General features: G+C 71.9%; 24 protein-coding genes. 9 read left to right on the top strand and 15 right to left on the bottom strand.

Features of this window, described 5'->3' with window-relative positions:
- Positions 1-82: 82 nt before the first annotated feature.
- From SRB5_RS07610 to SRB5_RS07600, 3 genes are all read right to left on the bottom strand, one after another.
- Positions 83-1,402, bottom strand: coding sequence for a glycoside hydrolase domain-containing protein (locus tag SRB5_RS07610; RefSeq protein ID WP_153450653.1), 1,320 nt, complete (start codon positions 1,400-1,402; stop codon positions 83-85).
- Between the two features lie 152 nt (positions 1,403-1,554).
- Positions 1,555-3,108, bottom strand: a complete 1,554-nt coding sequence (locus tag SRB5_RS07605) for a PH domain-containing protein (protein WP_153450652.1) — start codon at positions 3,106-3,108, stop codon at positions 1,555-1,557.
- 157 nt (positions 3,109-3,265) lie between these two features.
- Positions 3,266-3,649 (bottom strand): STAS domain-containing protein, encoded by a 384-nt coding sequence (locus SRB5_RS07600; protein ID WP_323377242.1) that lies wholly within the window; start codon positions 3,647-3,649, stop codon positions 3,266-3,268.
- Positions 3,650-3,934: 285 nt separating this feature from the next.
- Between SRB5_RS07600 and SRB5_RS07595 the strand changes: the two genes are divergently transcribed.
- Positions 3,935-5,086 (top strand): low temperature requirement protein A, encoded by a 1,152-nt coding sequence (locus SRB5_RS07595; protein ID WP_153450651.1) that lies wholly within the window; start codon positions 3,935-3,937, stop codon positions 5,084-5,086.
- Between the two features lie 19 nt (positions 5,087-5,105).
- Positions 5,106-5,540: a cupin domain-containing protein gene (locus SRB5_RS07590; RefSeq protein ID WP_153450650.1), complete on the top strand. Its 435-nt coding sequence runs from the start codon at positions 5,106-5,108 to the stop codon at positions 5,538-5,540.
- On the opposite strand, the gene SRB5_RS07585 is transcribed toward SRB5_RS07590, so the two are convergent.
- The 3 genes from SRB5_RS07585 to SRB5_RS07575 all read right to left on the bottom strand — a co-directional run bounded on the left by SRB5_RS07585 (position 5,509) and on the right by SRB5_RS07575 (position 8,778).
- A complete protein-coding gene (locus SRB5_RS07585) occupies positions 5,509-6,795 on the bottom strand; it encodes a serine hydrolase domain-containing protein (protein WP_153450649.1) in 1,287 nt (428 codons plus the stop codon). The two genes, SRB5_RS07590 and SRB5_RS07585, sit on opposite strands and share 32 nt — an antisense overlap.
- Before the next feature lie 48 nt (positions 6,796-6,843).
- Positions 6,844-7,713, bottom strand: coding sequence for a DMT family protein (locus tag SRB5_RS07580; RefSeq protein WP_153450648.1), 870 nt, complete (start codon positions 7,711-7,713; stop codon positions 6,844-6,846).
- Between the two features lie 75 nt (positions 7,714-7,788).
- A complete protein-coding gene (locus tag SRB5_RS07575) occupies positions 7,789-8,778 on the bottom strand; it encodes an ABC transporter permease (RefSeq protein ID WP_228389859.1) in 990 nt (329 codons plus the stop codon).
- Positions 8,779-8,896: 118 nt separating this feature from the next.
- Here SRB5_RS07575 and SRB5_RS07570 point away from each other — a divergent pair, with 118 nt between their 5' ends.
- Complete coding sequence (locus SRB5_RS07570; RefSeq protein ID WP_153450647.1) at positions 8,897-9,520, top strand: TetR/AcrR family transcriptional regulator; 624 nt, start codon at positions 8,897-8,899, stop codon at positions 9,518-9,520.
- A 15-nt stretch (positions 9,521-9,535) separates the two neighbouring features.
- On the opposite strand, the gene SRB5_RS07565 is transcribed toward SRB5_RS07570, so the two are convergent.
- Entirely contained in the window at positions 9,536-10,171 is a 636-nt protein-coding gene (locus tag SRB5_RS07565) for a hypothetical protein (RefSeq protein WP_153450646.1), read from the bottom strand.
- Positions 10,172-10,195: 24 nt separating this feature from the next.
- Positions 10,196-12,679, bottom strand: coding sequence for a DUF4132 domain-containing protein (locus SRB5_RS07560; protein WP_153450645.1), 2,484 nt, complete (start codon positions 12,677-12,679; stop codon positions 10,196-10,198).
- A gap of 118 nt (positions 12,680-12,797) precedes the next feature.
- Here SRB5_RS07560 and SRB5_RS07555 point away from each other — a divergent pair, with 118 nt between their 5' ends.
- The gene (locus tag SRB5_RS07555; protein ID WP_153450644.1) at positions 12,798-15,176 is read left to right on the top strand and encodes a glycoside hydrolase family 2 protein; all 2,379 of its coding nucleotides are present in this window, start codon (positions 12,798-12,800) and stop codon (positions 15,174-15,176) included.
- A 689-nt stretch (positions 15,177-15,865) separates the two neighbouring features.
- Here SRB5_RS07555 and SRB5_RS07550 read toward each other — a convergent pair.
- Positions 15,866-16,111, bottom strand: a complete 246-nt coding sequence (locus tag SRB5_RS07550) for a DUF397 domain-containing protein (protein ID WP_194292865.1) — start codon at positions 16,109-16,111, stop codon at positions 15,866-15,868.
- A 50-nt stretch (positions 16,112-16,161) separates the two neighbouring features.
- The gene (locus SRB5_RS07545) at positions 16,162-16,569 is read right to left on the bottom strand and encodes an ATP-binding protein (protein WP_153450642.1); all 408 of its coding nucleotides are present in this window, start codon (positions 16,567-16,569) and stop codon (positions 16,162-16,164) included.
- 203 nt (positions 16,570-16,772) lie between these two features.
- Between SRB5_RS07545 and SRB5_RS07540 the strand changes: the two genes are divergently transcribed.
- The 3 genes from SRB5_RS07540 to SRB5_RS07530 all read left to right on the top strand — a co-directional run bounded on the left by SRB5_RS07540 (position 16,773) and on the right by SRB5_RS07530 (position 18,445).
- Positions 16,773-17,660, top strand: a complete 888-nt coding sequence (locus tag SRB5_RS07540; protein ID WP_153450641.1) for a DUF5753 domain-containing protein — start codon at positions 16,773-16,775, stop codon at positions 17,658-17,660.
- On the top strand, positions 17,653-17,898 hold the full coding sequence (locus SRB5_RS07535; protein ID WP_323377241.1) for a DUF397 domain-containing protein: 246 nt from the start codon (positions 17,653-17,655) through the stop codon (positions 17,896-17,898). The genes SRB5_RS07540 and SRB5_RS07535 overlap by 8 nt, the downstream gene beginning before the upstream one ends.
- Before the next feature lie 106 nt (positions 17,899-18,004).
- Positions 18,005-18,445 carry a hypothetical protein gene (locus SRB5_RS07530; RefSeq protein WP_153450640.1) on the top strand — a complete coding sequence of 147 codons (441 nt, stop codon included), beginning with the start codon at positions 18,005-18,007 and terminating at the stop codon, positions 18,443-18,445.
- 159 nt (positions 18,446-18,604) lie between these two features.
- On the opposite strand, the gene SRB5_RS07525 is transcribed toward SRB5_RS07530, so the two are convergent.
- A complete protein-coding gene (locus SRB5_RS07525; protein WP_153450639.1) occupies positions 18,605-18,859 on the bottom strand; it encodes a type II toxin-antitoxin system Phd/YefM family antitoxin in 255 nt (84 codons plus the stop codon).
- Between the two features lie 147 nt (positions 18,860-19,006).
- Between SRB5_RS07525 and SRB5_RS07520 the strand changes: the two genes are divergently transcribed.
- Entirely contained in the window at positions 19,007-21,583 is a 2,577-nt protein-coding gene (locus SRB5_RS07520; RefSeq protein WP_153450638.1) for a DUF6493 family protein, read from the top strand.
- Here the strand turns inward: SRB5_RS07520 and SRB5_RS07515 are convergent, their stop codons facing one another.
- The 4 genes from SRB5_RS07515 to SRB5_RS07500 form a co-directional block, all read right to left on the bottom strand.
- On the bottom strand, positions 21,584-22,429 hold the full coding sequence (locus tag SRB5_RS07515) for an SMP-30/gluconolactonase/LRE family protein (protein ID WP_153450637.1): 846 nt from the start codon (positions 22,427-22,429) through the stop codon (positions 21,584-21,586).
- Positions 22,430-22,551: 122 nt separating this feature from the next.
- Positions 22,552-23,898, bottom strand: coding sequence for an NHL repeat-containing protein (locus SRB5_RS07510; RefSeq protein WP_153450636.1), 1,347 nt, complete (start codon positions 23,896-23,898; stop codon positions 22,552-22,554).
- Between the two features lie 245 nt (positions 23,899-24,143).
- The gene (locus SRB5_RS07505) at positions 24,144-24,626 is read right to left on the bottom strand and encodes a GNAT family N-acetyltransferase (protein WP_153450635.1); all 483 of its coding nucleotides are present in this window, start codon (positions 24,624-24,626) and stop codon (positions 24,144-24,146) included.
- Positions 24,627-24,759: 133 nt separating this feature from the next.
- Entirely contained in the window at positions 24,760-24,975 is a 216-nt protein-coding gene (locus SRB5_RS07500; RefSeq protein ID WP_153450634.1) for a DUF4287 domain-containing protein, read from the bottom strand.
- A 105-nt stretch (positions 24,976-25,080) separates the two neighbouring features.
- Here SRB5_RS07500 and SRB5_RS07495 point away from each other — a divergent pair, with 105 nt between their 5' ends.
- Positions 25,081-26,049, top strand: a complete 969-nt coding sequence (locus SRB5_RS07495; protein WP_153450633.1) for an aldo/keto reductase — start codon at positions 25,081-25,083, stop codon at positions 26,047-26,049.
- The last annotated feature ends 75 nt before the right edge of the window (positions 26,050-26,124 follow it).

Below are 26,124 nucleotides of genomic sequence, written 5' to 3'. Positions count from 1 at the left end.
CCTCGCCTCGTCGGGGTGTCCGGCGGTCCCGGACCTGCTCCGGTGGCGCGTACCCCACGAGGGCGCGGGCATGTCCGGCGGATCAGCAGCGCGGCGCCGGTGTGCTGTACGTGGTGCCCGACGGGTTCTTGACGTAGTAGTCCGAGACCCAGCGGTTGTTGTCCAGTTTGTTCCAGATGGGGCTGGTGCCGACCTTCGTCCCGGTCCGCTGGCACACCACCCAGGCCAGCCCGCCGTCCGCGATCGAGCCGGCCGTGGCGTACGAGGTGCCCGGGCCGGTGCGCATCGTCAGGCCGGTCGCGGAGTTCACCTGCCAGGGGTAGGCGCAGCGGGGGAGCGGGCTGGTGTAGGTGGTCTGCGAGGCGGTGTCGACGTAGTAATCGGTGACGTACGTCCCGTCGGAGAGCTTGTCCCACACGGGGCTCGTGCCGACCGTCGGCCCGGGTGTCTGGCAGACCACCCGCAGCGCGGCGCCCGGCGCGTACGTCTTCACCGTGCCGTACGACGTCGACGGACCGCTGCGGGCGGCGAGCGGCGTCGTGCTCGTCGCCCGGTGGGTGTACGCGACGGTGGCGACGGGGCCGTCCCACTGGTCGCTGTCGATGTTGATCGTGACACCGCCGTACGTCTCGTCGTGATCGCCGAGGTACTGCTTGCCCCGCTGGTGCACGGCCCACCGGCTGTCCGGGACGCCCGCCCAGCCCGTCAGCGAGGCCACCCCGTCGTAGCGGGCGATCCACAGGGCGTCGGGGCGGGCGTAGGAGGCGGAGGTGTAGGTGTCGGCGAGGTTCTCGGCGCCCTTGGCCAGGTTCATGTAGACGCCGGAGACGTATCCCGTCGCGTGCAGCCGCTTCGTCCAGGCGGAGAGGTACGTGAGGACGGCGGTGCGGCAGGCGGTGTTCGCCGGGTCGTAGAACTCGATGTCGTTGTAGAACACGCTGCCCGGCAGCATCCCCAGCGCCTTGGCCGCCGCGATCGCCTCGTTCGCCGCCGCCGTGCCCTGAGTGGTGGCCGTGGCGGGCGTGAGGGAGATCTTCGGGTCCGTGGCGCGGGCGCCGCACGGGGGCTGCAGCCCCTTGTGGATCGGGATCAGCCGCCACTTCAGCCGGCTCACCTCGGTCACCCAGGAGGCGGTCAGCTCGGGCTGGGCACAGGTGCGGCTGGCACCGCTGAGATAGACCGCGACCGCCCGGTACGGGGACGCCGTCCACGCCCGCATCGCGGCGAGGGACGGCGCCGTACAGGCGTCGAACGCCCGGCCGGTCATCCGGGTGGACGCCGCGCCGGCCCGGTAGGCGGTGGACGTCGAGGGCTCCGCCGCGGCGGACGGGGCCAGGACCAGGGGCAGGGCGAGAGCGAGGGCGGCGGCCACTAACCGCCGGCGGGAAGCGAGCAGGCGCATACGGGGCTCCGGTGGTACGAGTCGGAATCGGCCGGCGGACCCCGTGCCCGGCGCCCGCACCCCCAAGGTCGGACGCGCGAACCCCGCCCGAGAGGGGGCCGGACGGCCTCGGCGGGGGGTCCGAACAGCCCTACCCGTTCACTACCCCGTGCCTAACTCGTCCGTACGTCCGATCGGCCCTGTGCCGCCTCGAACTCGCGGAGGATCCGTGTCAGGTCCGCGGGGGCGGCGGCGAGGCGGACGGGGGTGGCCGTGTTCGGGTCCTCGAACTCCGCGATGTGCCACCCCGCGCGTACGGCCGCCTTGTCCCCGCCGCGCGGGCGCCGCACCGTCCGGAGGGTGAGCCGCTCCACCGGGATCCGCCTGGCCGCGAACCGGTCGCGGCCGGGTGTCACCGCCGGGGTGCCGTCGCCGAGGAGGATGTGCGTGCCGAAGCGGAGCGGGTTGAAGTCGGTGGCGTCCAGGAACACGGCCCGTACGAACGCCTCCCCCTCGGCGGCCGGTTCGGCCCTCCCGCCGCCGCCCTCCCCGGGCCGCCGGATCCGCGTCGCCCGCCACGCCCACAGGAACAGCCCCGCCGACACCGCCAGCCCCGCCGCCCCCCACCACCGGGCCTGCGGGGACGTCAGCAGGGTCGTCGGATGCCGGTACACCAGCGGCACCAGCCACACCGCCGTGGCGGCCAGCACCCCGGCGAAGGGCAGCGCCGAGGGGAGCACGTCGTCGGCCGGGAGCCGCCGCCCGCGCAGCCGGATCGCCAGGACGGTCAGGGGATAACACCCGAGGAGCGCGAACAGCGCCGACCCCACGGCGACGTCCTTCGCGGCGGGTACATGCTCACTCCAGGTGTGCCCGTCCCCGGTGATCCGGCGCAGCCCGCCGTGCCAGTAGGTCAGCTCGACCCTGTCCCCGGCGCCGAACTCCCCGGTGCCCTCCTTCGGCACCTGAACCCGGTCCACGGGACGGTCGTCGGTGAAGTACAGCCACCGCTTCCTCCCGGTACGCGGGTCCGTGGCCCGCTCGATCACCGCCGGCGTCGTGTACAGACAGTCGCGGATCCCGGCCGGGGGAGTGTCCTTCGTACACGCGGCGACGGCCCGCCAGTCGTCCCGGCCCGACGCGGCGGCCGGCACCCACAGGGCCGTCAGAACCGCGAAGGCGAGGAAGAACAGGGAGACCAGCGACCACCCCACCCACGCCCCGCGGGCGCCCGCGGTCCGGGCGGTCACCACCGGGAGATGGACGGTACGGGGCTTCCCGTACCGCGCGTGCAGGGCGCGCAGCGCCGTCACGTCCGCGTCGAAGGCCGGGTCGACGTCCTTGTTCGTGACCGGCAGGGGGAGGGACCGGACGCGCTTCCCGGTCACCACGGAGATGCGGCGGGCGGTCGAGTACTTGCCCTTGATCTCGCGGACGCGCAGCTCGGTGATCTCGTGCCACGGGGCGCTCCAGCGGCGCACCAGGGTCCGCGAGGCGATCCCGTGCGCGTCGCCCTGGACTTGGGCGGCGAGATAGTTCACGCCCATGGCGACCGCGAGCACGATGGTCCCGGCGATGCTCAGCCACGGGACCAGGGCCGCGGGAGCCCAGCGGGCGGGAGACCCCGCGAAGACGGGGATCACGGCCACGATCACGGCGGCCGTCCCGGCCCCGGCGAAGAGCCGCCGGAGCTGTACCGCCGGGGTCCGGAAGGTGACGTCGCTCATGTCCCGGACTCTGCCACCCGGCCGGTCGCGGCCGGTAGGCGATCAGACGGAAATCACATCCGCCCGTACCTGCCCGCTTCCGGCAGCCGTCAAGCGGCCGACAGGGCCCGGGCCGTGCCCGAACGGCCCCACTACCCCGGCCGCGCCACGGTCGTTGTCAGTCCGTGAGCGCCTCCTCCAGCGTCCCCACCGGCCGGAACACCGTCGTGAGCTGCGCGGCCCGCAGGATCCGCAGCGTGAGCTGCCGGTCGCACACCACCCGCAGCGTCCCCGCCCGTTCGTCGACGCGCCGGTACGCGCGGCACAGCAGCCGCAGCCCCGAGCAGTCGAAGAACTCCGTCCGCCGCAGATCGATCACCAGCCGCGGACGGGGCAGCGACGTCAGGGCGTCGAGCTGCGGCTCCGTCTCGGGCAGCGCGGCCAGATCTATCTCACCGCGGAGCTCGAACACGGTGTAGCCCTGTAAGCGATAGCTGCGGGCATACCGGTTCGGTCCGGGGGCCGGCTCCCCGGCCGGTGTCTGCGGGGCCTCAGCTTGCACGACGGTCCCCCTCGCGGCGTGCGGTGATGTGGCGTGCGAATGATATGACGGACGACCGCCGTGACTACCTGGGTCAGGGGCTGCCGCGCGATCACGGATCACCGTAATGGGGCATCCCCGAGCGCTGGCAAGACTTAGCCCTTCCGTAATGAAGGGAATTCACCCGATGGGGTGAGTGCAGGATATCGGTATTGACACCGGTTCGGTATGGGGCGGGAAACTCTGCCCGACACCTCCCGACCAGGCGCCTCCGGGTGCGGATCAGCGAGCGGTTACGGTCGTGGCATGACGCAGATGGCCGCCCGCCGACCCGATGAGCCCCACCGGGTCGCCACTCCGCTCGAACTGCTCTTTGACCTGGTGTTCGTGGTGGCGGTCGCCCAGGCCGCCGAGGGGCTGCACCACGCCGTCGCCGGTCACCACACCGGCGACGGGATCCTCGGCTTCGTGATGGCGTTCTTCGCCATCTGGTGGGCGTGGATGAACTTCACCTGGTTCGCCTCCGCCTACGACACCGACGACGTCCCGTACCGGCTGGCCGTCTTCGTCCAGATGACGGGCGCGCTCGTGATCGCCGCCGGGGTGCCGCGGGCGATGGACGGGCAGGACTTCGGGATCGTCACCCTCGGGTACGTGATCATGCGGCTGGCCGCCGTACCGCAGTGGCTGCGCGCCGCCGCCGGGGATCCGGAGCGGCGTACGACCTGTCTGCGCTACGCGGTCGGGATCGCCGTCCTCCAGGTCGGCTGGGTGGCCCGGCTCGCCCTGCCGGACACGGCCGGGACGTACGGCTTCCTGGTGCTGATCGTGGCCGAGCTGATGGTGCCCTGGTACGCCGAGCGCGGCACCCTCACCACCTGGCACCCGCACCACATCGCCGAGCGGTACGGGCTGTTCACCATCATCGTCCTCGGCGAGTCCATCCTCGCCGCGGCGTTCGCCGTCCAGGGGGCGCTGGACGACGAGGTTCACATCAGGGACCTGGCGACCACCGCGGGCGGCGGGCTGCTCATCGTGTTCTCGATGTGGTGGCTGTACTTCTCCGCCGACTCGCACGGCCTGCTGACCTCGCTGCGCGCCTCCCTGAGCTGGGGCTACGGCCACTACGCGATCTTCGCCTCGGCGGCGGCCGTCGGCGCCGGGCTGGCGCTCGCCGTCGACCAGGCGGGCGGCGGCTCGGAGGTCAGCGACACGACGGCCGCCGCGATGCTCACGGTCCCGGTCGCGGTGTTCGTGCTCGCCGTCTGGGCGCTGCACCTGCGCCCGCACCACGCCGGGCACCGGCATGCCGCGCTGTTCCCCGCGGCGGCGGCGCTGATCCTGGCGGCGACTTGGACGGGGCAGCCGGTGCTGGTCGCGGGGCTGGTCCTGGCGGCGGCGGTCACGGTGAGCCGGCTGACGACGACGCGCACATCCGTACAAGACGCGGCGGGGTGAGCGCGGGGACGCTGGGGGCATGACATCCCTGGAACCCGTGAACCTGGACGAGGCGCTGGCCTCCTTCGACGAGATCTACAGCCCGCGGATCGTGGCCCGCACGAACGACTACGACGTACGGATCGCGCATGTCGGCGGGGAGCACGTGTGGCACGTGCACGAGGACACGGACGAGTTCTTCCTCGTCCTGCGCGGCGACTTCGCCGTCGCCCTGCGCGCCGCCGACGGCACCGAGTCGACGGTCGCGCTGCGGGCGGGCGACACCTTCGTCGTACCGCGCGGCACGGAGCACAAGCCGTCGTCGGCGGGCGGCTCCATCCTCATGTTCGAGCCGTCCGGCACGAGCACCACCGGCGACCGGCACGAGGGCGACATCCCCGCGCATGTGCACAGCACGGCCGGGCGGGAGCTGCGGCTGCCCCTCAGGCCGGGCGAAGGCCGCACCGGTGCGTGAGGAAGTTGCCCAGGAGCCCGTCGCCCTCGCCGTTCTTGTACGCGCGGGCCAGGCCCGTCAGTCCGTCGCCGTCGCGGTGCAGCTCCAGGCCCAGTTCGGGGCTGTCGATCCGGGCGTCGGGGGTGGGGAGCTGGAGGGTCGGGGTGAGGCGGAGGGTGAGCGCGCGGGTGGCCGCGGCCTCCGTGACGGCGGTTTCGCCGCGGACGGTGACCTCCGCCTTTCCGTCGGCGCGCAGGCGCAGGGCGAGGGGGATGTCGCCGTCGGGGGTGTGGATGTGGCCGGTCCAGGTGCTCGGGGGGAGCGTGACCGGCTCTCGCGGGTCCGCGACGGCCGGGGTGATGAGGGCGGGGGACCATTGGGGGGTCAGCTCGCTCATGACCCGGGTGGTGAGGGCGTCGCGGGCGGCCTTGTCCGTGGAGTTGGTCAGGACGGCCACCGACAGCCGTTGCTCCGGGACGACGACCAGCATCGCCGCGACGCCGCCCATGCCGCCGCCGTGGCTGAGGACGGTGGGGCCGGGGGCGTGCGAGACGATCCAGCCGAGGCCGTAGCCCACGGAGGGGTTGAGCGGCTCGGCCGTACGCATGGCGGCTGCCGTGTCCGGCGTCAGCAGGCTCTCGTACCGGGCGCCGAAGCGGGCCAGGTCGGGGGCGCTGAGCCAGGCCTGGGTGGCGCCGGGGGTGCTGTTGCCGACGGTCTTCGGGTACGGGCGGCCGTCGGCGGTGTAGCGCACGGCGTGGGGTCCGGGGTACGCGGGGCCGAGGTGCGCGGTCGTCAGGCCGAGGGGGCGAAAGACGCGGTCGGGGAGGAAGTCCGGCTGCAGGGCCCGGGTCGCGGCGCGGTAGCCGAGGTTCGCGTACTCGAAGACCGTGCCCGGGGTGTGGACGGGGTGTTCGTGGCGGTCGGCGTCGATCAGGGGGTGGGGGCTGCCGTAGTGGAAGTCGTAGAACGCGCCGTATCCGGCCCGGTGGCCCAGCATCTGGCGGACGGTCGCCCGGGTGTCCGGGATCGGGGCGTCCAGGTCCAGCAGGCCCTCGTCGGCGGCCAGGCATATCGCGGTCGCGGTGAGGGGCTTGGTGACGGAGGCCACGGCGTAGACGGTGTCGGGGGTGGCGGCTGTTCCGCTGCCGGTGTCCGCCAGGCCGTACGCCTGCGCGAAGACGATGTCCCCGTCTACGGCCACGGCCACGGACGCCGAGGGGCAACCGTGCTTCGCGAGCACGTCCGGGGCGCTCGTCGTCAGTCCGTCCAGCATGCCGTCGGCCTCCTCGGGATCGGGTGATCCACTGTACGGACGCCGTCGTCAGCGGGTGAGGGCGTATGCCTCCGCCGGGCGGATCCGGGCCGGGACCGGGGTCTCGGTCCAGGTCGGGGCCGGGGTCTGACGGGTCAGCAGGAGCACGCCGTACGCCGCGACCAGGCCCGTGAGCGCCGCGATCGCCGCGCCCGGGGTGCCGAGGGCGAAGTGCTCGCCCAGCAGCGCGATGCCGATCGCCGCGGACACCGCCGGGTTCACCAGATTCGACGTGGCGAGCGGGGCGCCCAGGCCGTTGCCGTAGCCCGCCTGCGCCAGCATCAGGCCCGCGGGGGAGAGGACGGCGACGGCCGCCGCGGCCAGGGCGGGGCCGGGGGTGAACTCCGGGTGGACGGCAACGGTCTGCGTGAGCACCGAGGCGACGCCGAACGCGAGGCCGGAGGCCGTGGCCAGGGCGAGGCTGCGGGCGGTGGCCGAACGGGCGGCGCGCGCCCCGGCGGTGAGCGCCGCGAGGGCGACGGCGGTGGCGGCGACCACCCCGGCTATCTGGGCGGTGCCCAGCACCTGGAGCCGGCCGCCGGACTGCGTGAGGGCCACCAGGCCGGCCAGCCCCGCCATGGTCAGCGCCGCGCCCCGCCACTGGACGGCCCCGGCGCGCCTGCCGGTGACGGCGGACTGCAGCGGGAGGGCCAGGACGAGGGTCAGGGCGCCCAGCGGCTGGATCACGGTCAGCGGTCCGTACCGCAGGGCCACGATGTGCAGCAGCGCCCCGGTGATGTTCAGCCCGACGGCCACCCACCAGCCGCCCTGGCGTACGGCCTTCGCGGCGGAGGCGCGACAGGCGATCCGCTCCTGCAGGACGGCCCCGCCCGCGTACGCGACAGCTGAGGCGAGAGCCAGAAGAAGTGCTGCGTACATGGCGGGTCCTTCCCGGCTTCGTGGAGTGCTGCGGCGACTGTCGCGGCCGTTGATCCAAAGTAGGTCGAAATTAGGTCAGTTACTGTCCGCAAGGGCCGCTGCCCTCGGGGTTTCCTGCCTGTTCAGACTCGAGGGGACGACGGAACTCATCGGTCCCGGGAGCTGCTTCGCGCGCAGCGCGACGAGTGCCATTCCCGCCACGACCCACAGGCCGAGGGCGAGGAGCGGGGCGGCCACGGCGTTGCCGTCGAAGAAGGCCACCGAGCGCAGCAGCGTGCCGCCGGCGCCCGGGGGCAGCCACTGGCCGATCGCCCCGACGGGCCGCGGGAGCATCTCGGGCGCGGAGGTCAGACCGGAGAACCCGTTGCCGAGCAGGATCACGAGCACCGCGCCCAGCGCGATGCCGCGCGGGCCCACATGGGCGGCGATCCCGGCGACGACGGACCCGCCGGCCAGCGCGATCAGGCCGAAGACCCCGGCCTCCGCCCACCAGTTGCCGGTGAGGATGTGCAGCCAGCTGTGTGCCAGCGCCGCGGCCACCAGCCCCAGCAGGGCGGCGCCGCCGACCAGGGCGCCGGCGGTGCGCCGGCCGTGCAGGCCCAGCAGCGTGACCAGGGCGCCGGACACCACGCCGGCCAGGGCGAGCGGCAGCGCGCTGGCGGCGAGGGCCGCGCCGCGCGGGTCGGCGGCGGGAGCGGCGACGACGTCCTCGACGGCGGCCCCCTCGCCGGCCGCGGTGGTCAGGAGCTGGGCGACGGCGGGGCTCGCGGCGGTGGCGGTGAGGACCGTCGGGCCGTCGGGGCCGGTGACGACGGCGCCGTAGATGTCGCGGGCCTCTATGGCGTCGCGGGCGGCGGCCTCGTCCGCGTACCGGGTGACCTCGAAGGCCCCCTCCTGCCCGGCGAACCGCTGCTCGAGCTGCGCGGCGGCCGGTCCGGCGACGCCGACCGGCAGGTGGCGCGGGGCCTGGTGGGCGGCGGGCCAGGCGAAGGCCCAGACGGCGAGCGCGACGACGATCGGGAGAAGGAGGATCACCGCGATCATCTTGCGGTTGTGGGGATGCATGAGGGCCTCCGGGCCGGTCGGACGCTATAGAGAAGGATCGTTCGTTTTAAGCTTGAGTCACTGTCTCTCCGGAGTGCCTCCCTTGTCAAGAATGAATGTTCGTTTTAATCTGAGGCGTATGGCCCGCGTATCGCAGGAACACCTGGACGCCCGCCGCCGGCAGATCGTCGACGGCGCCCGCCGGAGCTTCACCCGGGGTGGTTTCCACGCCACGTCGATGCAGGACATCCTCCGGGAGACCGGGCTGTCCGCCGGCGCCGTGTACCGCTACTTCCGGAGCAAGGACGAGATCATCTCGGCGGTCGCCGAGGAGACGTTCGCCGCGCTGCGGGAAGCCTTCTCCACCGCGCTGCACGAGGCGCCCCTGCGTCCGCTGGAGGACGTGGTCGCCGGGGTGCTGGGGGCGACCCTGGTGGCGAACGGCACGGACGGGCCCCGGGACGGCGCCCAGGCCTTCCCCCAGCTGATCATCCAGGTGTGGAGCGAGGCGCTGCGCAACGAGCCGCTGTCCGAGGTCCTGGACCGGGGCTACGAGGGGATGCGCACCGCGTGGCGGGACCTCATCACCGCGTACCAGAAGGGGGGCGTGCTGCGCTCCGACGTGCCGGCGGACGACATCGCCCGGGTGCTGATGGCGATGTGCCAGGGGCTGCTGGCGCAGCAGGCGCTGTTCGGCAACGTCACGAGCGACGTCCTGCGCAACGGGCTGCGGGCGCTGCTGACGTCCACACCGCAGGACTGAGCGGGCGGGGTCGGGTCAGGCGGCGGCCGGTACCGACAACGCGCCGGCCAGCGCGGCCGTGAGCGCCGGGGCGTGGTCCGGGACCCGGCGGGCGGCCCAGTCGGAGGCCGCGCGCAGGAACCCCGTGAGATCGCGCTCGGCGCCGGCCAGCAGACCGGGCAGCCGCCCGGCGGGCAGCTCGATCACCGGACTCCCGGCCAGCTCCGTGTCGAGTGTCAGCCGCACCGTGTCACCGACGCGCTCCGCCTGCGCCGACGGCCCGTGCCCGAGCCACAGCGGATGCCCGCCGTCCAGCACGTCGTACCACTCCCGCCACCCCTCCAGCCCGCAGCAGCACCCGGGCCGCAGCGCGACCCTGGACTCCAGATCGGTCACCCGCAGGCCCCCGGGCACGACGACCATCTCCGCGCCGGTCACCTCCCGCAGGAACACCCCGACCGGATCACCGCCGGGTGTCTCCTCGCCCCCGCTCCTGTCGTTGTACGAGACCACGGAGTGGACGACGCTCCCGATCTCCGCGTCGGACAACGCCCCGTCCAGGGCCAGGAAACTCCACGGGGCGGCCTCGGCCACCGGCCACAGGGTGAAGTCGTCCCAGGGCTGCACTTCGACGACCGGCTGGAAGAGGAACACGACCGCAGTCTGCGCCATCGGACCGCCGCGACGCCTCCGGATTTACCCGGCCGGCGCCGCCCGCCGTATCTGACGCAGGATCGACATGTCCGTGATGCGGTCGTCCCCGGCCAGCAGCATCGCCTTGCTGAGGATCAGCGACAGCCGGTCGTCCTCGAACGGCAGGAACACCCCCGTGGCACGCCTCCCCGACGCCGGGACGATGCACAGATAGGCGTCGTCCGGCTCCATCAGCACGTTCCCCGACCCCAGATGGATCCGGTACGTCCCCAACTCGCCCACCACCCGCAGATACCGCCCCCGCAGCTCGCACCGCCCCGCGATCCGCAGCCGCGGCAGGATCCGCCCCAGGGCCTCCCGGCGTATCTCCGCGCTCGCCGTCAGCTCCCCGAAGACCGCCGTACGCCAGTACCGCCCGTAGGGATCGTCGCCCTGGTCCGTCCACTCCGGGTCGGCGGCGATCGACGTCACGCCCACGAACAGATCGACGTCCCGCATCACCTCGCTGAACACCATCGCCGGCACCTCGGCCAGCGGCGTGTCCCGCCAGCCCTTCCCGGCCCGCCGCTCGAACCGGACCCGGTCCGTCGAGGCGTACGCGACCTCGTACGACGTCCGGTTCTCCATGGCGACATGATCGAACCACGCCCGCCACTCACCCCCGCCGAACTCCCCGCGGGCGGCGCCCTCTATGTAGTGCCCCAGATACTCCGCCTGCCAGCCCCGCTCCTTCAGCAGGGCGTACAGCTGCTGGTAGTGCACGATGTGCGCGGCGAACCGGTTGGAGTATTCGCGCGTCTCCTCCTCGGCCGGGGTAAGCAGATATATCTCCCGGAACGCCTGCTTGAACGGCTGCCGCAGCTCCTCGGCGACGACTCGCTCCCGCCAGGCGGTGATGTCCTCCACCGATGCCCGTACGGGATGCCAGAGCCGCACCCGGCGGGCCTCGTCGTCGGCGTCCCCAGGGAGCGCCGCGCGCCACGTACCGTCCCCGCCCTCGAACTCCCAGATCAGGGCACGGGTCAGCGTGCCGGTGACGGGATGGTCCCGGTAGTGGCGGCGCCACTCGTCGTACGGCCAGACGCGGCCGTCCTGCGACATCAGCCCCTCGAGCCGCGCCCGCTCACCGGACAGCGTGGCCCGTATCTCCTTCGCCACCGCCTTCAGCTCCCGCAGCCCGTCCTCGTGGCCGTTCTTCACCGCCGCCGGCGCGGTCCGCGACGTGCGCTTGTTGGGTCCGGTGAAGGTGAGCCGCACGGTCACGGGGCCCTCGATCGCGATCCGCACCCGGTGCTCGCCGAGCGTGCGCTCGAGGGAGCCGTCCGGATTCAGGCCGTGATCCGGCACGCTCCGTTCGACGAGTTGCTCGGGCGTGATGCCCTGACGCGCGGCGGCCGTCCGCAGGGCGGTGTCGATCTGCTTGCGCAGGGCGCGGTCCCGTATCGCGGTGCGGAGCTTCCACAGGGACTCCAGGGCGGCCGGACCGTCGGTCTCCGCGAGGGCGTTGATCGCGGCTCCGGCAACCACCAGGTTCTGCCGGCTGCCGCTGCGGTAGTCCCCGGTCCGCAGCGCGAGCGCGGCGAGATGCGGGGCGGTGTCGGGGCCGCCTCCCCCGGTGAGGGTGCAGGCCCAGATGAGGCCGCGGGCGAGATCGCTGTCGCTCTCGTCGACGACGACCGAGTAGCGCCCGTAGGTGCCCTCGATCCGGGTGGGCTCCCCGACGGCCAGCTCCCGGAGGACGTCGGGCAGCAGCTCACGGATCGAGGCGGCGTCGGTCAGGTCGAGGCAGGCGCGGCGCCACTTCTGCGTGGGGCGGGGGCTCGACAGGCTCGAGAGGTGCCGGAGGCAGTCGGCCAGCTCCCGGGTGGGGGAGGTCTCCGCCTGCTTGCGCAGGGGGGCGGCCCAGGGGGTGTGGGCGGGGATCAGGCCCTCGGGGATCAACGCCGCGTCCACCCCGGCGAGAAGGGCGCGCAGATGTGACGCGAGTGCGCGGCGCTCAGGCACCCCGACATCCCGGGCCATGACCTCGGTGTGGGTGTGCCGCAGCCACGGCGCTGTTGCGCGCAGGCCGTCGGCGTCGAGGTGCTCGGCAGCACGCAGTGCCCACCGCATGGCATGGGCGACCCAATAGCCCGAATCGTGCCGCAGGATGTCGAGGAGCAGGACGCTGATCTCGGCGGACGTCCAGCCGCGCAGACGCGGGAGCAGGGGTCTGACGTCCTGATCGAACTGCCAGATGCTGATCGCGTCTCGGTAGGCGGCGAGCATCAGGCAGATCACCGCCGCCCGGCCCTCGTCGTCCGAACAGGCGGCAAGCCGCGCGGTGAGCTCGGCCCGGGTGGCCTCCCGCACCGCCTCCTGCCTCCCGTTCGATTCCTCGTCAGGCACCCACGAACGCTGCGCGTTCTCCTTCCGCTGCCGCTCCAGCAACTCGACCAGCCACCGCACCTGTTCGAGCGCGCCGAGTCGCACGACGTCGAATTCGTCGTTCCTGCGAGCCTGCGCAACCAGCGATTCGTAGAGCATGCCGCCGATGATGGCAGGGGGGTCCGACAATCACCCGCTGGACCGGTTCATGGACATCGGCCCGAACGCGGACTTACGTTGAACGCCCTCCCGGTCCCACCCCGATTGGAGCCCCCGCATGAAGGACGTCACCCCGCTCACCGACGGCTGGACCCTGCGCCACGACGGCGCCGAGCTCCCGGCCGCGATACCGGGCTGCGTCCACACGGATCTGCTGGCGGCCGGCGCGATCGAGGACCCGTACCTCGGGACGAACGAGAACGACGTCGCCTGGATCGGCCGCCGGGACTGGACGTACACCGCCGACGTCGCCCCGTACGACGGTGGCCACGAGCGCACCGACCTCGTCTTCGACGGCCTCGACACGGTCGCCGCCGTAAGCCTCGGCGGCCGGGAGACCGGCCGTACCCGCAACATGCACCGCGCGTACCGCTTCGACGTCACCGGCGGCTCCGGACCGCTCGAGGTCCGCTTCACCTCGGCGTACACCGAGGCGGAGGAGCTGCGGGAGCGGCTGGGGGCGCGGCCGGGGCCGTATCCGGAGCCGTTCCAGTACGTCCGGAAGATGGCGTGCAACTTCGGCTGGGACTGGGGGCCGACGCTCGTCACCGCCGGGATCTGGCGTCCGGTGCGGCTGGAGCACTGGTCGACGGCACGTCTGGCGTCCGTCCGCCCGCTGGTCACGGTTTCCGGCGGGACCGGGCGGGTCGAGCTCCGGCTGACGGTCGAGCGCACGGCGGGCGGCGAGGGGCGTCCGCTCGCCGCGTCGGTGTCGGTGGGCGGGGTGACGGGGCGGGTGTCGTTCGACGGAGCGGAGGCAGTCCTCGCCGTCGAGGTGCCGGACGTCGCGCTGTGGTGGCCCCGGGGATACGGCGAGCAGCCGCTGTACGACTGCGAGGTGACGCTGTACGACGGGGACGCGCCGCTCGATACGTGGACCCGCCGCCTGGGCTTCCGTACGGTGACGCTCGACACCGCGGACTCCGCCTTCACGCTGGTGGTCAACGGCGTCCCCGTCTTCGCCCGCGGCGTGAACTGGATCCCCGACGACGCCTTCCCGTCCCGCGTCACCGCCGCCCGCTACCGCGAGCGCCTCACGCAGGCCGTCGAGGCGAACGTCGATCTGGTCAGGGTCTGGGGCGGCGGGATCTACGAGTCGGACGACTTCTACGCGCTCTGCGACGAGCTGGGCCTGATGGTCTGGCAGGACTTCCCCTTCGCCTGCGCCGCCTACCCCGAGGACCAGCCGCTGCGCGGCGAGATCGACGCGGAGGCGCGCGACAACGTCGTACGGCTGATGCCGCATCCGAGCCTCGTCCTGTGGAACGGCAACAACGAGAACCTCTGGGGCTTCCGCGACTGGGACTGGGAGCCGGAGCTGGGCGCCGAGTCCTGGGGCGAGGGCTACTACCTGGGCCTTCTCCCGCGCATCGTCGCCGAACTCGACCCGACGCGCCCGTACTGGGCGGGCAGCCCGTGGTCCGGCTCGTGGGACCACCACCCGAACGATCCGTCGCACGGTACGCATCACTCCTGGGACGTCTGGAACCGGTCGGACTACACCGACTACACCCTCGACGTCCCCCGCTTCGTCGCGGAGTTCGGCTGGCAGGCCCCTGCGACGTGGGCGACGATGCGGCGGGCGGTCGGCGCGTCGTCGCTCGCGCCCTCGTCGCCGGAGATGCTGCATCACCAGAAGGCGGAGGGCGGCAACGACAAGCTGTCGCGGGGCCTGTCCCGGCACTTCGCCGTCCCGGCGGACTTCGACCGCTGGCACTACCTCATGCAGCTGAACCAGGCGCGGGCCATCGACACGGGAATCTCGCACTGGCGTTCGCACTGGCCGGTGTGTGCGGGGACGGTGGTGTGGCAGCTCAACGACTGCTGGCCGGTGACGAGCTGGTCGGCGGTGGACGGGGACGGGCGGCGGAAGCCGCTGTGGTTCGAGCTGCGGAGGCTGTACGCGGACCGGCTGCTGGTGGTCCGTCCCGCGGGGTCATCGGTTGCCGTCTGCAACCAGGGGGCGGGCCCCTGGGCTGCGGATCTCTCTCTGCGCCGGATGTCCGTCGACGGGACTGTACTGGCCTCTGCCTCCGTGCCGGTGACCGTGGCCGGGCGGTCGGTCGCCGAGGTCGACGTCCCGGCGGGGCTGGTGCTTTCGGCGGGGTCCGCGAAGGAGTTCCTGGTGGTGTCCGCCGACGAGGAGCGGACGTTCTTCTTCGCCGCCCGGGACCGGGACTTCGCGTATCCGCCGGCGCGGTACGACGTGTCGGTGTCGCCTTCCGCCTCCGGCTGTTCGGTGCTGGTCACGGCACGTTCGCTCGTACGGGATCTGCTGCTGCAGGCGGATCGTCTCGGCCCTGACGCCGTCGCCTCCGAGGGGCGGGTCACGCTGCTGCCGGGGGAGGAGGTCCGTATCGACGTACGGGGGTGTGGGGTGCCGTCCGTCGATGAGGTCCGCGGGGCGTTGTTCTGCGTGAACGGGGTCGGGGGGTAGGTGCGGCGTTGTGCAGTGGCCAGCGGCTGGCGGTTGCGTCGGCTGACGCGCATCCGGCCTTCGGCCGGAGGCTTCAAGCGCCAGCCGTGCTGAGGGTGGGTGTCTTGGCCTCGGGGGCGGTGTCTGGTCTGGCGGGGTGCGCGCGGGCGTGAAGTGGGTCGGGGCCGCCCGACACACCTACGCGCGTACTGCCGCGTCGTGGTCGGGTTGGGAGCGTTTCCCGTACGCGCGCAGGCGTGTCGAACGTCCCCTTCTTTGCGTCGGCGGCTACCGGATTGTCCCTGGTCACCGCCCCCTCTAGCCCGCCAACCGTGGGGAACTCCCCCCGGGGCACAGGCACTCGTACGGTTGCCCCCGCACACGCTGGCCCGGCGGCGCGAAGCGCCGACGCCTCACTCCGCATCCGAAGCCGCGCCAGCGGCTTCCCTCACTGCGAGGCGCGCAGCGCCCCGCCCCCCGCTCCCTGCCCCAAGGCGCGCAGCGCCGCAGAAACACTCCGCATCCAAAACCTGCGCCGCCGGCCCACCCTCAGCTCCCCAGCGGCGCACACTGCCCTCGCCCACCCCGCCGCCGGCTACGCCAGCCCCGTCACCCCGAAACGGGCGGCATGTGGGTGGGCCCCGCCCCGCGCCGCAGGCGCGGGGAGTCGGCGGCCGGCGCAACGGCACCCATGAGTCGACGGACGCCCGTCAGGCCCCCGGAACGAGTCCCGTCTGCCCCGCCCGCACGCCCTCGCAATATGCGACGTACTCCGACTCGGTCAGTGGGATCCGGTGATCCGTCAGGACGGAGTGGCGTAGTACGTACCCGAGCCCTTCAACGCGAGTGACCTCCAAGCAGTCGTGACCCGTACTCCCGGAGAAGGCAGACTTGGTCCACACCGCCCCGGACAGGTCCGCCGCCAGCAAGGCCTTGAGCGTCTTCATCTTCTCCATCACGCGTAATCCCCCTCCGCTCCCCATTTATCCTGCCCAGCGAAGGCACCTCACGCCCACCCATCCGCATACGTCCGCGGCGTGAAACGCACCGTCTTCCCGCCCGAAGCGCACGCCCGCACCGAGTACCCCGGCGCGAACATCCCCAGCATGGCCAGGCCCCGGCCACCCTCGTCGGTGAGGGCGGCGTCGCGAGGGCGTGGCAGGCAGGGGGAGTTGTCCCACACCGCGAGCGACAGGTCGTCGTGCACCGTGACCGTCACCACCTCGCCGCCGCCGTGCACGACGGCGTTCGTGACGACCTCGCTGACAAGGAGCTCCGCCACGTCCAGGACGTCTCCCGAGGCCCCCGCCTCGTCGAGGACCCCGCGAGCCCACTTGCGTGCGTGCGGGACAGAGCCGGGATGTCGAAGGAACGTGGCAGCGAGCTCCGGCCAGTTGGGCTGCTTCGTACGCATTGCGACCTCCAGCTACGCGACTGAAGGCAGCCGCTGGGACAACTCTCCGCAGTGATGTGACCGCACTGCGTAACGCAAAGCTTGGCGCTCTCGTCACTGCGATCGCAATCACCCTTTCGGCTGAACCCACCCTGTAACTCCCCGTGTTGAAGCCAACGCGTTACGCTTCCAATGCCTGTTGAACAACGCACGAGGGAGACACGATGTCGGTGAGCGCCGCGACCACGGTCGCGCGACGACGCTTCGGCGAGGCGATCAAGCAGGAGCGCCTTGCCGCCCGCCCGGCTGTCGGCGGCACCGTCAAGCAGATAGACGCGGCTCGCGCGATTGCGCGGCGGACGGTTGATCGCGTCTCCCGGTTCGAGCGGGGCGAATCATGGCCTGAGCCCTGGGAATTGGCCAAGCTCCTGCAGTTGTACGAGTCGGGGCTTGAGCAGAAGGTCCGCTTGGAGACCATGCTGCAGGAGGGGCGGGCGATCTCCGATGCCTGGTGGTCGGAGTACGAGGACGAATTCCCCGATTCCCTCATCAAGTTCATCGCCTACGAAGACGCTGCCGAGCGCATCACCACATGCGGCGGCAGCATCATTCCGGGGCTGTTGCAGATTCCTGCTTACGGGCGGGCCATCACCGGCGTGCTTTCGCGGGAGATGCTCGCCCCGCACACAGTGGAACGCTCCGTCGAACTGAGGGGCATGCGCCGCCGTATCCTCGACAAGCCCGAGCCGCCCAAGGTTGAGGTGATCTTCGGGGAAGGTGCGCTGCGGCAGCAGGTCGGGGGCGCCGATGCCATGCGCGCCCAGATCGATTCGCTGTTGGTCGACGCGGAGCAACGAGGCGTGTTGATCCGCGTCATCCCGTTCAGTGCACCCGCAACGCTCACCTACGTCTCCCATCTGCTGGAGTTTCGTGGCCCCGACGAGCATCCGATCGCGGTGTTCGACGCGATGACGGGGATGTCCTTCCAGAGGAGGAGCAAGGAACTCCTTGGCATCCAGAGCCTCCTGAGGTCCGCGAAGAAGCTGTCGCTCACCCACCTCGAATCAGTGGAACTGATCCGCACCGTCAGAAAAGAGATGACACGTGACTAAGTCCGAGATACTCAGCGCCCTCATGGACCAGGACCTCTCCACAGCGACCTGGACGAAGTCGAAGCGCTCCGGCGCCGGCGGCCCGGGTGACTGCCTCGAGGTCGCGCGGCTCGAGGGCGGATGGGTCCTGCGTCACTCCATCAACACTGACCAGAAGATCTGGCTGACCGACACCGAATACGAGGCCTACTGCGGCGGCATCCAGGACCACCAGCCCGGCCTCGTCCCCGAGCCCTGACCGGGGCGGAGCCGGATCGCGTCACAAATCCGCGACAACGGATGCAATTCCCGCCCCCGACCAGCGAGGATGCAATCCTGCGACCCCACCCACCCCAGAAGGACCCATGCGCACCACCACAGCCGTCGCCGGCGCCGCGATCGCCCTCCTCCTCGCCCTCACCGGCTGCTCCGGCGACAACGGCGACGACACCAAGGCCGAGCCCACGAAGTCCGCCGCCCCGACCCCCGACGCGAGCGAACCCGCCCCCACGGCCGACCCGACCGAGGCCCCCGCCGCCTCCCCCGAGCCCAAGTCCGTCCCGAAGAACGCCACCCGCGAGGAACTCCTCGCCGCCCTGATCGCCATCAGCCCCGCCGTGGTCGGCGCGGACGAGAACAAGACCATCGCCGCCGCCCACACTCAGTGCGCCGCGATCAACAGCGGCGCCCCGAACCTCGACAGGGCCGCCGCCGCGAACTTCGCCCAGGGCGACACCGCCGTCACCGAGGAGCAGGGCAAGGCGATCAACGAGGTCCTGAAGGCCTCCGGCTTCTGCGAGAACTGACCTGAGGACGTGGCTTGTCCTGGCTGTGGGTCCAGGCCGGTCTCCGGAGCGTATAGCGGCTGAATGACCACCAGCGTTCCGTCTGGATGACCAGTGATCGCGATCCTTGCCGACTGTCATGGCTGAGGCACATGGCCATCCGGACTCAAACGTGGCCGCTCACTCGTCGTCCCCGAAGAGCCGGCGGCGGGCCTCGGCCATGGGGATGCCGGGGCCGGTTTCGCCGCGCTCCTTTCGGGCCTGGTACTCCGCAGCGATGCGGTAGTCCTCCAGGTCCTCCAGCTCCGCAGGGCTGATGAGGATGGCCGTGACCTGGCCTTGGTCCGTGAGCGCGATCTGCTTCCGCTCTGTGGCGACGAGGCGTGCGAGGGTGCCGAGCCGGCTCTGGGCTTCGGTGAGGGCGTAGGAGTCCATGCGTGGATTCTCGCGGTTGCCGAACTTCTGTGTGGCGGGTCGGGCGCCGGCCACGTCGGCCGTACCCCGACAGCGATGTCAGCCCCCTGGCCTATGGTCTCCTCACGTGACAACTCGTACGACCCATACGGCGAAGGAGCCAACCCGGTGGATCTGATGGAACTCGTTGATGCCGGGGACGCCGACGGTGTGCTCCGGGAGCTGGGCCTGCTGACGCTCGAGCAGCGTGCCGCCTATGCCGCTGACCTGGTTCCCCGGACTGAGGCCGTAGTCGAGTACGACCGGTGGAAGGAGCAGACCCTCGGGCAGAAGGTTGCCCTGATGAGGGCCCGGCTCGCGTGTCAGGAGAGTCCGAAGGCCGCGGTTGCCGAGATGCTCCGGGTCAGATGGGTTCCGCGGGTGGAGATGGGGGATGAGGCGTGCGGGCTGTTGCCCGTGCTGGATCTGTTTCCGGTCGAGTGGCGGGTCGAGTTCGTCAGCGAGGTCTCCGAGCAGTTCCCGGCGGGGACCAGTTCGCTGCACTATCCGCTCTGCGAGCACATCGTCCGTACCACCGGTTGTCCTGTGCCGACGACCGACTACTACATCAACGCCTGGATGGGCCGGCACATCGGGAGCGGGAAGCCCCTGGAAGGCCTGCGTGAGGACGTCCACACGCCGACCCTGCTGCCGTTGATCCTGGAGCGGCCCGGGACTTACCTGCCCTCGGTGCCGCTGCTGATGGATCTCATCGCCGAGGGGCTGATCGACCGGGACGTGGTTCTCCGCGGCCTCTTCGGCAACATGGCCGACTCCAGCCCGTACTACACCGAGGCCCTGAAGGCCCTCGTGCTCACCGCCGACGAACGTGCCTGGATGGCACCGCGGCGGGTCGCCGTCGTCGAGACGGTCCTCTCCGGTCTTCTCAAGGAAGGCCTGCGCAGGCGGATCACGGAGCGCATAGATTTTCTGGCGGCCATCGAGCCGACTCCGGACGAGTACGCCGCGCTGCTGCGGTATCACGTGGCCATGCTCGACCTGTCGTTGCCGGTCGCCTCGTACGGCCGGGAGGTCCTGGTCGGGCTGGAGGAGGCCGGGCTGCTGAGCGACTCCGTGCTCGCCGAGATGTGCGAGCGTCTGCTGCTTCGTTCCCAGAAGAAGCTGGTACGGGACCAGCTTTCCTGGCTCAGCCGGGTGATCCGGCGGGATCCCGCCCGGGCGGACGTGATCCTGGCCGGTGTCGCGATCGCCTTCCAGCACCCCGACATGGGGATTCAGGAGAGCGCCCTCAAGATCGTTGCCCGGCATCTCAAGTCCGGTGGAAGCGCGGTGGTCGAGGAGCTGCGGACGGCCGCCGAGGTGCTGAGCCCGGGGCTGACGGCTCAGGCCGCGGCGTTGTTCGGCGGGCCGGTGGAGAGCGCCGAGCCCGAGCCGTACGAGGAGGTGCTGCCCCCCGTGCCCGAGCCCGTGGGCGTGCCGGGGCCGGTCGGGTCCCTCGCCGAGGCGGTGCAGGAGGTCGCGGTGGCCCTCGCGAACCGGGGGGACGTGGTCGCGTTCGAGCGGGCGCTGGACGGGCTGGTCCGGTACGCCGTCCTCGATCGGGCCGCGCTGGCCGAGGCGCTCGCGGCGGTCAAGCGGACGAGGCCGAACCTCCCCTGCTGCGGGCATCACTATCTGCACGATCTGTTCGATGTGGTGACCGTGGTGCGGGGAGGGCCGAGGACGGACACCAACGACGAGCTGCTGCCGCCGTGGCGGATGCTCATGGCGCGGCTCATGGAGGTCATGGATCTGCTCGAGTCCGGTGCCGCGCAGCCGTTCCTGCTGGCCCTGCCCACGCTGGCCACCGGCGCGATCGACGCGGCGGTGCTGGTGGAGCGGGTCGCCGAGCTGGAGCGTCTGGGCGTGACGCCGGCGCCGGTCGACTTCGCGCAGGCCCTGCTGCGGGTCGGCCCGGCCGAGGGGGAGACCGTACGGAAGGCGGGAGAGCTGCGGTCCGACGCCGGGCGGTGGCTGGCGGAGTGGCTGCGGGACGGGGGGCTGCCGCACCGGGATTCCACGCCGGAGGGGTGGGAGAGCGCGGACCGGGTGAACCGACGGTCGAGGTCCGTCGGTCCCGCGCAGCCCGCGCTGGAGCCCGTCCCGGCGTTTCCGCCGGCTGCCGCGGCCCTCGTCGGTGCGTACACCACGCGCGGACGGGATTACGCGGATTACACGGTGCCCGTCTACCGCGCGCCTTTCTGGGTGGCCCAACTGCCGCATCACCGGGACGAGGTCGCGGCGCGGATATCCACGAGGGAGGCCGGGCTGTTCCCGTATCTCGCGGAGTCCGGCGGCCCCGCCGGGTACGCGATGCACGCGCAGCTCGCCGAGCGGCTCAGGACGGAGACCGACGCGGCGGTGGAGGCCCTGCTCGTGCTGGCCGCGCAGGGGGCGCTGGACTGCCGGATGCTGGGGAGGCGGCTGGGGGTGGTGCACGGGCTGAAGAACGTGGTGAACGGGCTGCGTTCGGCTGCCGAGTCGGGGGCGTACGGGACGGTGTGGGCCGTGATCGAGGGGGCCCTGCCCTGGCTGATGGGGGAGAAGCCCCCGCAGGAGGCGGGGGCGTTCCTCGTGCTCGGCGTCGAGTGTGCCTCCCGGTGCGGGGCCAAGGGCAGCATCCCGGAGGTCGACGCGGTGGCCTCGCGCAAGGGGTCCACCGTCACCGTGAAGAACGCCCGGCTGCTGCGCGACGTCCTGCGCTGATCACGGCCTCCCGGCGCCCCCCACCGGCGCCGGGAACGCCAGCACCTGGCCGGTGGGCTCCTTTGACGACGGCGAGGGCCCGCCCCAGGTCTGCGCGACGACGAACAGGCGCGGGACCGCCTCGCCCCGGCTCAGCGCGCAGGCGAAGGCGCCGCGGTCCAGGTCCACCGTGGCCAGGACCGCGCCGCCCTCGCGGACGCGGACGCAGCGCCGGTTGCCCACGTCCGCGTACCAGAGGGCGCCCTCGGCGTCGAGGCAGATCCCGTCGGGGTGGTCGTCGGGGGTCGCCGCCCAGACGCGGCGGCCGGTCAGGGTGCCGTCGGCGGTGATGTCGTACGCGGTGAGGCCGTTCGCGTACGACTCCGCGACGATCAGCGTCGCGCCGTCCGGGGTGATCGCCATGCCGTTGGGGAACGCGAGGCCGTCGGCGACGAGGGTGACCTGGCCCGACGGCGTGACCAGCGCGATCGAGCCCGGGGCGAACTCGCCGCCGGGGAAGTCGAAGCCGATCGTGTTGACGTAGGCGTTGCCCTCGGCGTCGACCACGATGTCGTTCCACGGCTTGAGCGAGATCCCGGAGAGGTCGGCGTGCGGGACGAGGGATCCGTCCGGTTCGCGGCGCAGCAGCCGGTGGTGGGCGGAGTCCACGATCAGCAGCCGGCTGTCGGGGAGGAAGTCGACGCACATCGGGAACGAGGGGACGGTCGCCACCACTTCGTGGCCGCCGTCGGGGTCCAGGGCGATCACCTGGTTCGCGCCCCAGTCGGAGAACCACAGCCGTCCGTCGTGCCAGCGCGGCGACTCGCCGAACACGACGCCTTTCATGAGGACCTCGGGTGTGCCCATCGCGCCTCTCCTCTCGCTCCGTACAGGTTCAGACCCGCCCTGGCATCAGAACTCATCGCCGTGGGCGCCGCGAGTCGGGAGGAGCCGTGGCCCGGGACGCCGTCCCGGGCCACGGCGGCACCTCAGTGCCGGGTGATCTCCACCGTCATCTCGGCCGAGGCCGGGGTGTGCCAGTGGTCGCCGGCGTACGTCACCCCGTACCGGACCGTCCCGGCCTTCGCCGGAGCGTCGGTCACCGTGAAGGTGCCGTCCGCCGGGACCGTGATCGTGCCGAGCGGGACGCTCGAGGTCGCGTCGTACCGCGTCACCTCGACCGTCGCCCCCGGGGCGAGGCCCGGCGCCGTCAGGGTGCCGGTGACCGTGAGGGCGCGGCCCTTGCGGCTGGTCGCGGGGGCCGAGAGCGTGAGCGTGGACTCGACCGTGGTCGTGACCGTGCTGGAGTGGAGGTAGAGGCCGATGACCCCGGGCTCCCGCGTCACCGTGAAGACCCGGCTCCCGTCCGGCGCCCAGGCGAGGCCGCCGGGCTCCGGGCTCTGGGTGGCGCTGCCCAGCTCGAGCGTGGTCAGCGGGGTCGTCGCGCCGGGGGCGTAGAAGGAGACGTCCGGGATGTCGGCGCTGCTGTTCTGCGCGGCGCCCGCCACCGTGCCGTCGGGGCCGACGGCGACGGCGAGGGGGGAGGCCGACGGGGTCGTGTGCGTCGTGGCGTCCGTGAGGTCGTCGAGGCGGAACGCCTGGTAGCCGGTGGATATCAGGGCGGCGGTGACGACGGTGCGGCCGTCCGGGCTGACGTCGAGGTCCCGCAGGCCGTTCATCTCGGCCGGGGCCAGCGTCCGGCGGGCGGTTGTCGTGGGGGTGCCGCCGCCCACGTCGTACACCGTGAGGGTGTTGCGGTTGGGCTGGTTCGTACCGGCCACCAGGACGTCGGGGTCGGTCGGCGAGGTGGCGAGCTGGGCGGTGGGGTCCAGGGACTCGTCCAGGCCGAGCGTGACCACCGGCTCGGGGGCGGAGAGGTCGAGCGATCCGAGGTCCCCGGTGAAGTCGCCGTAGCTGAACCAGAGCTTCCCGCCCGCGAGGGCCAGGCCCCAGGGGGAGGTGTCCGCGCCCAGGTAGTAGCGTCCGGTCTCCGCCAGGGTCGTCGTGTCGTACGCGATGATGCTGTCGAGGTGGCGCGCGGCTACGTACAGGGTCTGGTCGTCGGGGGAGAGTACGAGCTCGGCGGCGCCGTACGGGCCGTTCAGCCAGGTGGTGTTCCCCTCGTAGTCCGCCACCGCGATGCGGCCGGACTGGTCGACCGGGTCGCTGACGAAGACCTTGTGGTGGGTGCCGTCTACCGCCATGTCGCCGAGGTAGGTGATCGGCAGCTGCACGCCGGTCGCGGCGTGGGCCGGGGCGGTGGCCGGGATGGTCAGGAGCAGGGAGCCTAGGGCTGTGGCGATGGTGGTGCCGAGTGCGCGGGTGGTGGTGCGCAAGTGGAGCTCCTTCTGTGTCCGTGGGTGATCGGTGACGGCGAGGGGGAGCCGTCGTCGATCATTGTGCGGGGTGGATCATGAATCCGGAACTCCGTTAATGCCGGTCAACGGGGGTTATCGGCAACCTTGTTGGGGGGAAGTGGGCCATGTTCGCGCTGTCGGCCGGCGGCCGGGCAGGCTGGATTTGGGTCGGGTGCGCGCTGTAGGCCGGCGGTCGGGGAGCTGGAACAAGGCTTCTTTGTGCCCTATTCGTCAGCCCAGCTGACCTCGAAGTACCGCACCCTCTCGTCCTCCCCCACCGCCCGCATCCCCGCCGCCAGCATCACCCGGTGCGAAGCCACGTTGGCGTGATCCGCATCCCCCTTCACCCGGACCGCCCCCTGCGACCGTGCGAACTCCAGCAGCGCCCGCAGGGCCTCCGAGGCGTAGCCCTTGCCCCTGGCCGACGGGATCAGGCCGTAGCCGATCGTCACCGTGCCCGTGGTGTCCATCGGGCCGTGGAAGCCCAGGCCGCCTATCGCCCGGCCGTCGGCGCGGAGGCGGATCTCGAAGTTGCCGAACGGGAAGGGGTCGGCGGTCGCCGACAGATAGCGGTTCGCGGCGATCGTGTCGCCGGGCGTGGGGTAGTCGGGCGCCCAGTGGGCCCCGGGGCTGCCCGTCAGGATTTCCTCCGCCTCCGCGCGCGTCAGCGGATGAAGTACCAGTCGTTTTGTCGCAAGATCCCCCATGGCAGGGAGAGATATCACGTGGGCCCTGAGGGCTGCACTCGGTTTTACTCGGATCGGCCTCGCGATATTACGCCCGGCGCCCGACCGACCTGCTTGTCCGGCTGGGGGTCCGGGGGTCATCCCCCGGGAGAATTCAGCACGCGGACTTCCGCCCCGCGAGGACATGCGCCACCAGGGCGTTCGCGTGGCCGTGGCCCAGGGCGTGGTCCGTCTTCAGCCAGCTGACCAGCTCCATGTGCTTCGTCAGGTCCGAGGCGGCGATCAGGTCGAGCCACTCCTGGACGGGCCGCCCGTACTTCTTCTCGATCGACGGGAAGTAGCTCGCCGGGCCCTTCGGCTGATCGGTCATTCTGTCCTCCTGGAAATCCCGTACGGATTCCGCGCGTTGCGGAACAACCGCCGGAGCCGGTGTGTTCGCCCTGATCATAAGAGTCGCCACTGACAAAGGATTCGTATGCAGCAGCGCCCTCTGGGCACGCAAGGACTGACCGTCTCCGCGCAGGGCCTGGGACTGATGGGCATGAGCCAGTCCTACGGACCGGCCAACGACCTGGACTCCATCGCCACCATCCACCGCGCCCTCGACATCGGCGTGACCTTCCTGGACACGGCGAACATCTACGGCGCGACCGGGCTGTACGGGCCCGGGGCCAACGAGAAGCTCGTCGGCTACGCCCTCCGGGAGCGGCGCGACGAGGTCACCCTGGCCACCAAGGTCGGCATCGTCGGCATCGAGCCGGGCGTGGGGATGAGCCTCGGCGCGTCGCCGGGGCACATCCGGGAAGCCGCCGACGCTTCCCTGCAGCGGCTGGGCACCGATCGCATCGACCTCTACTACCTGCACCGCGTCGACCCCGACACCCCCATCGAGGACTCCATCGGCGCGATGGCGGACCTGGTGACCGCCGGCAAGGTGCGCTACCTCGGGGTCTCCGAGGTCACCGCCGACGAGCTCGAGCGGGCCAACGCCGTGCATCCGATCAGCGCCCTGCAGAGCGAGTGGTCGCTGTGGACCCGGGGGCTCGAGGCCGAGGTGCTGCCCGCCGCACGGCGGCTGGGCGTCGGCGTCGTGCCGTTCTCCCCGCTGGGCCGCGGCTTCCTCACCGGTGCCGTCACCACGCAGGACACGATGGCCCCGACCGACGTACGCCGTAACATGCCGCGATTCCAGCCCGACGCCCTCGACGCCAACGCCCGCCTCGTGGCGATCGTCCGCGAGATCGCCGAGGACAAGGGCGTCCTCCCCGGCCAGATAGCCCTGGCCTGGGTGCACGCCCAGGGCGACGACGTCGTCCCGATCCCCGGCACCCGACGCATCACGTACCTGGAGCAGAACGCCGCCGCGGTGGACGTCGAGCTCACCCCGGAGGACCTGGCCCGCCTCGACGCCGTCGCAGCGGAGGTGACCGGCGAGCGCTACTGACCGCCGGCCCTGGGCCTGCCCCGGACCTCACCGTCCCAGCAGGCCCAGCGCCGCCTCCGCCTGCCGCGTCTCCCA

The organism is Streptomyces smaragdinus (assembly GCF_009604385.1).
Classification (GTDB): domain Bacteria; phylum Actinomycetota; class Actinomycetes; order Streptomycetales; family Streptomycetaceae; genus Streptomyces; species Streptomyces smaragdinus.
This window is presented reverse-complemented; position numbering and strand designations above follow the sequence as displayed.